We start from the raw sequence: 8,645 nt of genomic DNA on the forward strand, positions 1-8,645 counted from the left end.
GCGTGGATCTACTGTAGAGCAGAGGCAGCCGATCTACAGGTTGGCTATCGCGAGAACTCGCGCAGCAGTACCGCGATCGAGGCCACGTTGGCCAGCACGCATAGCCAGAACACCCATTGGAACGCGGCCTTGCGGTGCTTGTGGCGGAACATCGCCTGGCCCAGCAGCGCGCCGGGCCAACCACCGGCAAAGGCCAGCAGCTGCAGGGTGCGCTCGGGAATCCGCCACTGCTTTCGCTGCGCCGCGCGCTTGTCATGGCCATAGAGGCCGAACGACACTGCGCTGGCCAGCACGCACCAGCCGCCCAGCCACAGCGGCAGCACGCCGCTGATCATCAGCGCGATCAACGCGCCGAAGGCAGCCAGCGCGAGATTACGCCGCCACGCCACTTACAGCGCGTCGAGGAAGCCGCGCACGGCCGGGCCGAAACGCTCGAAATCGACGAGGAAGGCGTCGTGGCCCTGCGGCGATTCCAGGCCGATGAAGTGCGCATCGGCACCGCCGGCGCGCAGGCCATCGGCAACCTGTTGCTGCTGCTGCACGGGGAACAGGATATCGGTGTTGGCGCCGATCGCCAGCGCCTTCTCTACGCGGATCTTCGCGAGCCCGGCCAGCACGTCGCCGTCGGCATACTCGGCCAGGTCGAACCAGTCCATCGAGCGGCTCAGGTACAGGTAGCAGTTGGGATCGAAGAAACGCACGAAGCGCCGTGCGTGGCCTTCCAGATAGCTTTCCACCTGGAATTCCAGGCCGAACGGATCGTCGTCGGTCTGGTCCGAATCCAGCCGCACGCGGCCGAAGCGGCCATCCCACTCCAGCGCGGAGCGGTAGGTGATCACGCCCAGTTTGCGCGCCATGCGCATGCCGGACTCGGGGTACTCGGCATCGTCGTAGTGGCCGCCATTCCAGCGCGGGTCAAGGCGGATCGCCTCGCGCTGCAGCGAGCGGATCGCGATCGAGAACGGCAACGCCTGCGCGCTGCCGGAAATGTTGACGTGGCTGCGCGCGATGCCCGGATGCAGCATCAGGATGGCAAGGGCCGTCATGCCGCCCATCGAGTTGCCGACCACGCAGGCCAGCCGCTCGATACCTAGTGCACGCACGACGTCGACGGCGGCGCGGGCACCGTCTTCGATCGACAGCTCGGGGAAGTCCAGGCGGTAGGGCTGACCGTTGGCCGGGTTGAGCGAAGCGGGGCCGGTCGAGCCCTTGCAGCTGCCCAGCGAATTCACGCACACCACGAACCAGCGGTTGGTATCGATGGGTTTGCCGGGGCCAACCATCGCTTCCCACCAGCCCGGTGCCGGGTTGGCCTCGTTGGCCGCTGCATGCGCGTCTGGGGACAGGCCGGTCACGATCAGGATCGCATTGCTGGCATCGGCCGCCAGCGTTCCCCAGGTCTCGTAGGCCACGCGCGCGCCGTGCAGGGCGCCACCGCGCTTGAACGGGAACGGCGAAGGCAGGGCGTGGAAGCGGGTGCCGGGCGGGATGAATTCGGTCATGCACGCATTCTAGCGGGGCGGCATGTGGAGCTGGCGACACGCTGGTTTCCAGCAGCGGGTGGACGCGGACCGGACCGTCGTATCCACGCATGGCGTGGATCTGCTGTAGAGCCGAGCCGATGCTCGGCTGGCGGGCGCCGGCAACCCAATCGCAGCCGAGCGTGGGCTCGGCTCTACAAGTCAGGGAAACCGCAGTTCCACCACGCCTTCATGCGGCAGGCTTACCTTCACCGGAACGCTCTGCAGGTCGCCCTCGCTGCGGTTGGCGCTGCCGGTGCGTGAGATGCGTGCCAGTACTTCCACTTCGCGATGGGCTGACAGCGGTGCGGTTGGCATCGGACTGTCACCGTCGCCCAGCCCGACCGTGTCCGGGAATCCGCTCAGCGGCAGCTTGCGAGCGGCCACCGGCATCGGCGGGCCACCGACGGCACGGGCCAGCACGAACACCTGGGTGCTGGCGGGCCACTCGGCGTTGTTCAGTGCCGGCAGCTGCACGCGCACCTGCAGCTGCGCCGGTGGCGCCGCAGCGCCAGCATCGGGCGCCTGGCCGGCGGCCTCGCGGGCAATGGCGATCTGCGCCTGCAGCGCCTGCGCGGCGCCGGGCTCAAGCCGTGGCAGCAGGCCGCTCCACACATCCGCGGCCTCGGCATTCCTTCCGCGCTGGCGCAGGGCGATGCCCAGCAGCCAGCTGGCGCGCTCGGCATCGGGTGCCTGTGCACGCGCTTGTTGCAACCAGGCCATCGCGGTGTCATCGAACTGCTTGCCGGCATCGGCCTGCGCACGTGCCTGCGCGGCTTCCACCAGCACGCCAGGATCATCCGGTGCCAATTCGGCGGCCTTCGCGAAGGCGTCTGCCGCAGCTGAGGCATTGCCCAGTTCGGCCTGCGAACGCCCGAGCAATGCCCAGCCATCGGCACGCTGAGGGTCGCGCTTCAGTGCATCCTGCAGGGCCTGCACGCCATCGCGCAGGGTGGCTACCGACGGCGTCGGCTGTACCTGTGCTGCACGCGGATCACCGACCAGCAGGTACAGGCAGGCACCGGCCACGCCCAGTGCGAACACGCCGACCACGAAACCGCGACGACCGTGGTGGCGCAACGGCGACAGCACCAGCGCTGCCATCAGCGCAGCAACCAGGCCGGCCAGCACCGGCAGCCAATGGTTCACCATTCGTCTCCTTCATCGGCCTTGCCGGCCGGCGCCGCGCCGACGGTGCGTCCCCGCCGGCGGACGATGCCCAGCACCACCAGTGCACCGGCGCCGAGCACCAGCAGGGGGCCACCCCACAGCAGCCAGGTACCCGGCTGCAACGGTGGTTGATAGAGCACGAACTCACCGTAGCGGGCGACCAGGAACTGCTTGATCTGCGCGTCGTCGTGGCCCTGCTGCATCAGCTGCAGCACCTCGCGGCGCAGGTCCTGGGCGATCTGCGCGTTCGAATCGGCCAGCGACTGGTTCTGGCACTGCACGCAGCGCAGCTGCGCGGCCAGGTCATGGAAGCGGCGTTCCTCGGCGTCATCGCGGAACTGCAGCGGCTGCGGATCGTGCAGCGGCTGCTGGGCCAGCGCCGCCAGCGGCACCATCAGGAGCAGCAGCGCCAGCAGCCAGCGCATCGGCTCAGGGCGCCGTATGCAGGGTGTTGCCGGCACTGCCCTGGGCCTTCTCGATCTTCTCCAGTGCCGGGATCAGCTTCTCGTCGACCACGCGCTGGGTCATCGCGCCACTGTACTTCCAGCGCACGATGCCACTGCCATCGACCAGGAACGTCTCCGGTGCGGCGGTCACGCCCCAGTCGATCGCGGTGCGGCCCTCGACGTCACTGAGCACCACCATGAACGGGTTGCCCAGCTGTTCCAGCCAGTGCAGCGCGTCGGTCGGATCATCCTTCCAGTTGTAGCCGATCACGCGCACGCGCTTGCTCTCGGCAAAGCGGGTCAACACCGGGTGTTCTTCGCGGCAGGCCGCGCACCAGCTGCCCCAGACGTTCAGCAGATAGGGCGCGCCGCGCAGCTCGTCGCTGTGTACGATCATTTCCGGGTCATGCAGCACCGGCAGCGCGAACGCCGGCGCCGGCTTGTCGATCAGTGCCGACGGCAGTACGTCGCGCTGCGGGTCGCCCGATTTCATCACCCCATAGATCATCAGCCCGAGCAGGCCGAAGAAGAACAGCACGCCGATCACGATGGCTACCGGCGGCAGCGGGCGGGAGGGGCGCGGGGCGGGGGACTCGGACATGGGAACTCCTACGGACGACGGAAACGGCGGTCGGCGGCGGTGATGAATCCGCCCAGGGCCATCAGCAGCGCGCCGAGCCAGATCCAGCGCACGAACGGCTTGATGTGCACCCGGACCGCCCATGCATTGTTGCCCAGCGGCTCGCCCAATGCCACGTAGACATCACCGTCGAAGCGTGCATCGATGCCGGCCTCGGTCATCACCTGGCCGCCACTGGCGTACTGGCGTTTCTCGGGATGCAGCAGGGCCTGCTCGCGGCCGTTGCGGAACACCCGCAGGTGGCCTCGATCAGCGATGAAATTCGGCCCTTCGCGATGGTCCACGCCTTCGAAGCGGACTTCGTAGCGACCGACCACCAGCTGCTGGCCCGGCGCCAGCGCCACTTCGCGCTGCACGTTCAGCGCCTCCACCAGCAGCGCGCCGGCCAGGAACACGGCGATGCCGGCGTGGGCGACGATCATGCCGAGCATCTCGGCGGTGAAGCGGCCATTGCCGCGCAGGCGCTGCCAGACGAAGCGTGCGGTGCCGAGTGCGACCCAGGCCGCAGCGGCGACGCCGATACCGGCCTTCCAGCCATTCTGCGGTGCCTGCCACCAGGCCAGCGCGCCCAGCAATACTGCCAGGCCCAGCCAGGGTGCCAGCAGCGCGAAGGCGCGCGAGGGCTGGTCACGCTGCCATTTCACCAGTGGGCCGAACGGCAGCAACAGGATCATCGGTGCCATCAGCAGCAGGAACAGGCTGCCGAAGTAGGGCGGACCGACCGAGATCTTGCCCAGCGACAGCGCATCGGCCAGCAGCGGGTACAGCGTGCCGAGCAGCACCATTGCGCAGGCGGTGGCCAGCAGCAGGTTGTTGGCCAGCAGCAGGGTCTCGCGCGAGGTGGCGGTGAAGCCACGGCGCGGATCATCGGCATCCACGCTCAGCTGGCTGGCGCGCAGCGCGTACAGCAGCAGGCTGCCACCGACCAGCACTGACAGGAACACCAGGATGAACAGGCCGCGCGAAGGATCGGCGGCGAATGAATGCACGCTGGTCAGCACGCCCGAGCGCACCAGGAAGGTGCCCAGCAGCGACAGCGCGAAGGCGGCGATCGCCAGCAGCAGGGTCCAGCTGCCGAAGGTGCCGCGCTTTTCGGTGACGGCCTGTGAATGGATCAGTGCCGCACCGACCAGCCACGGCATGAAGCTGGCATTTTCCACCGGGTCCCAGAACCACCAGCCGCCCCAGCCCAGCTCGTAGTAGGCCCACCAGCTGCCCAGTGCGATGCCCAGGGTCAAAAAGCCCCAGGCAACGTTGGTCCACGGCCGCGTCCAGCGCAGCCAGCGCGCATCCACGCGACCTTCCAGCAATGCCGCCACCGCGAACGCGAACGGCACCGCAAAGCCCACGTAACCGATGTACAGCATCGGCGGGTGGATGATCAGCCCCGGATCCTGCAGCAGCGGGTTGAGGTCGCGGCCTTCCAGCGGCGCCGGGTTCAGGCGCAGGAACGGATTGGAGGTGAAGATCAGGAAGGCGAGAAAGCCGACGCTGACCACGCCCATCACTGCCAGCACGCGGGCCTGCACCGGTGCCGGCAGGTGCCGCGAGAACAGCGCCACCGCGCCGGTCCACAATGCCAGCACCAGCGCCCACATCAGCAGCGAGCCCTCATGCGCGCCCCACACCGCCGAATAGCGGTAGATCAGCGGCAGCAGCGAATTGGAGTTCTCGGCCACGTAGCGCACCGAGAAATCCTGCTGCACGAACGCGGCGGTCAGCACCGCGAAGGCGCCGGCCAACAGCAGCAGCTGCGCGAAGGCGGCAGGCCGCGCCACCGCCATCCATGCCGCGTTGTTGCGATGCGCACCGGCCAGCGGCAGGCCGGCCTGCAGCAGCGAGGCCAGCAACGCACACAACAGCAGGATCTGACCCAGTTCGGGCAGCACTCAGCGTACCTCGGGGGCCGTCACCGGCACGTCGTGCTTGCGATGGGCATCGCCCATCTTGTCGGCCACTTCCTTCGGCACGTACTTCTCATCGTGCTTGGCCAGCACTTCGTCGGCGACGAAGACACCGTCCTGCAGGCGGCCACTGGCGACAACCGCGGTGCCTTCGGCGAACATGTCCGGCAGGATCCGCGAGGTGGTCACCGCCAGCTGTGCATCGCCGTCGGTCACGTCGAAGCGCGCCTCCAGCGAGCCGACCGGGCGGTTGAAGGAGCCCTTCACCACCATGCCGCCCAAGCGGAAACGCGACTGTGCACCGACATCGCCGCGCAGCACTTCCGAAGGGGTGTACAGGTAGGCGATGTTGCGCTCCAGCGCCATCGCCACCAGCGCGGTGGCCAGGCCGGAGGCGAGCAGGGCCAGCAGCACCCACACCAGGCGGCGACGTTGCACCGGGGTCATCGTTCCAGCTCCGTCGACAGCGGCGTCGCCGCGTCCTGCCTGCCAGCGCGGGTCTGCTGCCGTTGCTGGCGGGCCAGTGCCAGCCGGCGCGCCACGCGCAGGCGCAGCCACGAACCGAGGGCATCGGCGCCGAGCACCAGCACGAATACGGCGTAGGCGCCAATCACATAGGGCAGGTGGGTCATGGCTGGGCTTCCCGTGAGGCGCGCGCGGCATGGACACGGCCGCCGACCCAGGCCTTGCCGGTCTCGCGGTCGAGATTGTCGGCGCGGGCCTTGGCCAGCACCGAACCGGCGAACCAGAACTTGGTGCCGATCACCATCCACCACAGCGGCGCGATCATCGCGCTGCTGATCGCCGATTCACCGAACACGTTGATCGACTGGCGCTGGTGCAGGCCACCCCACCAGTCCACCGAATAGCGGATCACCGGCAGCAGGCTGACACCTACAATGGCCAGCAGGCCAGCGGCGCGCGCAGCGCTGCGGCGGTCCTCGATGGCGTGGTACAGGCCGATCACGCCCAGGTACAGGAACAGCAGTACCAGTTCGCTGGTCATGCGCGGGTCCCAGTCCCACCAGGTGCCCCAGGTGCCCTTGCCCCAGATGCTGCCGGTCAGCAGGGTGATGAGGGTGAAGCCGGCGCCCATCGGCGCGCAGGCCATGGCCAGGATCTCGCAGACCTTGATCCGCCAGATCAGCGCGATCGCGGCATACAGCGCCATCAGCGCGAACACGAACAGGCTCATCCAGGCACTGGGCACGTGGATGTAGAGAATGCGGAAGCTGTCCAGCTGCTTGGCTTCCGGCGGCACCACCAGCAGCGCCTGCCACATGCCGACCAGCAGCACCGGCACTGCCGCAAGGTAGAACACCCGCGACCAGCGGGCAGCGAAACGGTCGAACGTGGGAGGCGAACCGAGTTGGTGGAACCAGCGGACAATCGGATTCATGCGTGGCGGCTATCCAGCAGGGGTGGATTGGCTCTCAGCTCGGTCAACTCAGAGAAATACGTATTGCAGCGGCGGTGGCCAGCGGCGCCAGCACCAGCGCGACCAGCAGGCCGGCGCCCAGCATCAGCAGCGCACCGACCGGATCCTGCCCGCGTCCGGCTGCCGCCAGGCCGCCTGCACCGAACACCAGCACCGGCACGTACAGCGGCAACGACAGCAACGCCACGAGAATACCAGAGCGCCGGATGCCGACGGTCAGTGCAGCGACCACGCCACCGATCAGGCTCAGCAACGGCGTTCCCAGCAGCAAAGATGCCAGCAACATCGGCAGCTGGTCATGCGGCAGATGCAGCATTTCGGCCAGCAGCGGGCTGACCACGATCAACGGCAGTGCCGTGGTGGCCCAGTGCAGCAGTACGCGCACCAGTACCAGCCAGGCCAGCGGCACCGGCGCCAGCAGCCACTGTTCCAGCGAGCCATCTTCGGCGTCGGAACGGAACAGCGAATCCAGCGACAGCTGTCCCGCCAGCAGCACGGCCAGCCACAGCACCGCGCCGGCGGTAGCGGCCAGCAGTTGTGGCTCACGACCCTGGGCCAGCGCGAACAGCACCACCACCAGCACCGCGAACAGCAGCGGTTGCAGCGCGTCGCCGCGGCGGCGCCAGAGCAGGCGCAGGTCGCGCTTGAGCAGGGCGCCTGCGGTCTGCCACAGGCCTGGTTCGGTACCCGGCGCGATCATGCGGCACCGCCGAGGTCGAGCTGGCGGGTGCGCACCGGCGGTGCGGCATAGGCGCCATGGGTGGTGACCAGCGCAGCGCCGCCGGCGCGCAGGTGCGCCGAAATCATCCGGTTGACCAGGGTGATTCCCTCCAGGTCGAGGTTGGCGTAGGGTTCGTCGAGCAGCCACAGTGGCGCCGGCGACAGCCAGATGCGCGCCAGTGCCAGCCGCCGCTTCTGCCCGGCCGACAGGTGGCGTACCAGAGTGTCCTCGTAACCGGCCAGGCCGACGATGGCCAGCGCGTTGCCGGGCATCTGCCGCGCACGACGGCCGTGCAGGCCGCACAGGAAGTGCAGGTTCTCCAGCGTGCCGAGGTCCGGCTTCAGCGCCGGCAGGTGGCTGAGATAAGCGACATAGCGCGCACGCTCGGCGTTGCTGGCGGGCTTGCCATCGATCCGCACCTGGCCGGCGCCGGGCCGGGCCAGGCCGGCCAGAACGCGCAGCAGGGTGGTCTTGCCGGCGCCGTTGCCACCCTGCACCAGCAGGGCTTCGCCGGCGTCCACATGGAAGTCCAGCGGGCCGAACACCGGCTCGTCATTGCGGGAGAAGCTCAGGCCGCTGGCGGCCAGCAATGCAGGGGTGTTCAAGGGGCAGGGGTCTTCATGCCGGAGTGCGGTCGCAATTGTAGCGGTGAATGCTGTCCCGGTAGCGGGGGGGGGGGGGGCCGGGCGGCCCCGGCCACAGGAAAAAGACGCCGCGGCCGGGCGCGGCGGGGCCCGGCGGCGCCACGAGCAGCGGCCCGTCGGGGGGGAGGGGAGGGGTTTTGGTGCGGAGAGCACGAGGCACAA

Annotated in this window: 11 protein-coding genes; all 11 read right to left on the reverse strand. The window is 68.7% G+C overall.

Annotation, left to right across the window (positions count from 1 at the left end; genetic code table 11):
- Nucleotides 1–44: 44 nt before the first annotated feature.
- The gene (locus RCF13_RS21515; protein WP_061478025.1) at nucleotides 45–389 is read right to left on the reverse strand and encodes a DUF1294 domain-containing protein; all 345 of its coding nucleotides are present in this window, start codon (nucleotides 387–389) and stop codon (nucleotides 45–47) included.
- Nucleotides 390–1,502 carry a homoserine O-acetyltransferase gene (locus RCF13_RS21520; RefSeq protein ID WP_231352209.1) on the reverse strand — a complete coding sequence of 371 codons (1,113 nt, stop codon included), beginning with the start codon at nucleotides 1,500–1,502 and terminating at the stop codon, nucleotides 390–392.
- Between the two features lie 180 nt (nucleotides 1,503–1,682).
- Nucleotides 1,683–2,672: a cytochrome C biogenesis protein gene (locus tag RCF13_RS21525; RefSeq protein WP_231352208.1), complete on the reverse strand. Its 990-nt coding sequence runs from the start codon at nucleotides 2,670–2,672 to the stop codon at nucleotides 1,683–1,685.
- Nucleotides 2,666–3,115, reverse strand: a complete 450-nt coding sequence (locus tag RCF13_RS21530) for a cytochrome c-type biogenesis protein (protein ID WP_065178270.1) — start codon at nucleotides 3,113–3,115, stop codon at nucleotides 2,666–2,668. Before RCF13_RS21530 ends, RCF13_RS21525 begins: the two co-directional genes overlap by 7 nt.
- A 4-nt stretch (nucleotides 3,116–3,119) precedes the next feature.
- A complete protein-coding gene (locus RCF13_RS21535; RefSeq protein WP_134969229.1) occupies nucleotides 3,120–3,737 on the reverse strand; it encodes a DsbE family thiol:disulfide interchange protein in 618 nt (205 codons plus the stop codon).
- Nucleotides 3,738–3,745: 8 nt separating this feature from the next.
- On the reverse strand, nucleotides 3,746–5,665 hold the full coding sequence (locus tag RCF13_RS21540) for a heme lyase CcmF/NrfE family subunit (RefSeq protein ID WP_134969230.1): 1,920 nt from the start codon (nucleotides 5,663–5,665) through the stop codon (nucleotides 3,746–3,748).
- Nucleotides 5,666–6,127, reverse strand: a complete 462-nt coding sequence (gene ccmE / locus RCF13_RS21545) for a cytochrome c maturation protein CcmE (protein ID WP_134969231.1) — start codon at nucleotides 6,125–6,127, stop codon at nucleotides 5,666–5,668.
- The gene (locus tag RCF13_RS21550) at nucleotides 6,124–6,312 is read right to left on the reverse strand and encodes a heme exporter protein CcmD (RefSeq protein ID WP_134969232.1); all 189 of its coding nucleotides are present in this window, start codon (nucleotides 6,310–6,312) and stop codon (nucleotides 6,124–6,126) included. Before RCF13_RS21550 ends, ccmE begins: the two co-directional genes overlap by 4 nt.
- Nucleotides 6,309–7,079, reverse strand: a complete 771-nt coding sequence (gene ccmC, locus RCF13_RS21555) for a heme ABC transporter permease CcmC (RefSeq protein WP_134969233.1) — start codon at nucleotides 7,077–7,079, stop codon at nucleotides 6,309–6,311. The genes RCF13_RS21550 and ccmC overlap by 4 nt, the downstream gene beginning before the upstream one ends.
- A gap of 43 nt (nucleotides 7,080–7,122) precedes the next feature.
- Entirely contained in the window at nucleotides 7,123–7,818 is a 696-nt protein-coding gene (gene ccmB / locus RCF13_RS21560; protein WP_134969234.1) for a heme exporter protein CcmB, read from the reverse strand.
- The gene (gene ccmA, locus RCF13_RS21565) at nucleotides 7,815–8,444 is read right to left on the reverse strand and encodes a heme ABC exporter ATP-binding protein CcmA (protein ID WP_014037834.1); all 630 of its coding nucleotides are present in this window, start codon (nucleotides 8,442–8,444) and stop codon (nucleotides 7,815–7,817) included. The genes ccmB and ccmA overlap by 4 nt, the downstream gene beginning before the upstream one ends.
- Nucleotides 8,445–8,645: the final 201 nt, after the last annotated feature.

Origin of the sequence: Stenotrophomonas maltophilia group sp. RNC7 (genome assembly GCF_030910085.1) — a bacterium.
Taxonomy (GTDB): Bacteria; Pseudomonadota; Gammaproteobacteria; order Xanthomonadales; family Xanthomonadaceae; genus Stenotrophomonas; species Stenotrophomonas sepilia.

Excerpts from the sequence above, each read along its gene's own strand:
- ccmC (WP_134969233.1), bottom strand. The coding sequence starts at position 7,079 with ATGAATCCGATTGTCCGCTGGTTCCACCAACTCGGTTCGCCTCCCACG.
- RCF13_RS21535 (WP_134969229.1), bottom strand. The coding sequence starts at position 3,737 with ATGTCCGAGTCCCCCGCCCCGCGCCCCTCCCGCCCGCTGCCGCCGGTA.
- RCF13_RS21530 (WP_065178270.1), bottom strand. The coding sequence starts at position 3,115 with ATGCGCTGGCTGCTGGCGCTGCTGCTCCTGATGGTGCCGCTGGCGGCG.
- RCF13_RS21520 (WP_231352209.1), bottom strand. The coding sequence starts at position 1,502 with ATGACCGAATTCATCCCGCCCGGCACCCGCTTCCACGCCCTGCCTTCG.
- ccmE (WP_134969231.1), bottom strand. The coding sequence starts at position 6,127 with ATGACCCCGGTGCAACGTCGCCGCCTGGTGTGGGTGCTGCTGGCCCTG.
- ccmB (WP_134969234.1), bottom strand. The coding sequence starts at position 7,818 with ATGATCGCGCCGGGTACCGAACCAGGCCTGTGGCAGACCGCAGGCGCC.
- RCF13_RS21550 (WP_134969232.1), bottom strand. The coding sequence starts at position 6,312 with ATGACCCACCTGCCCTATGTGATTGGCGCCTACGCCGTATTCGTGCTG.
- RCF13_RS21525 (WP_231352208.1), bottom strand. The coding sequence starts at position 2,672 with ATGGTGAACCATTGGCTGCCGGTGCTGGCCGGCCTGGTTGCTGCGCTG.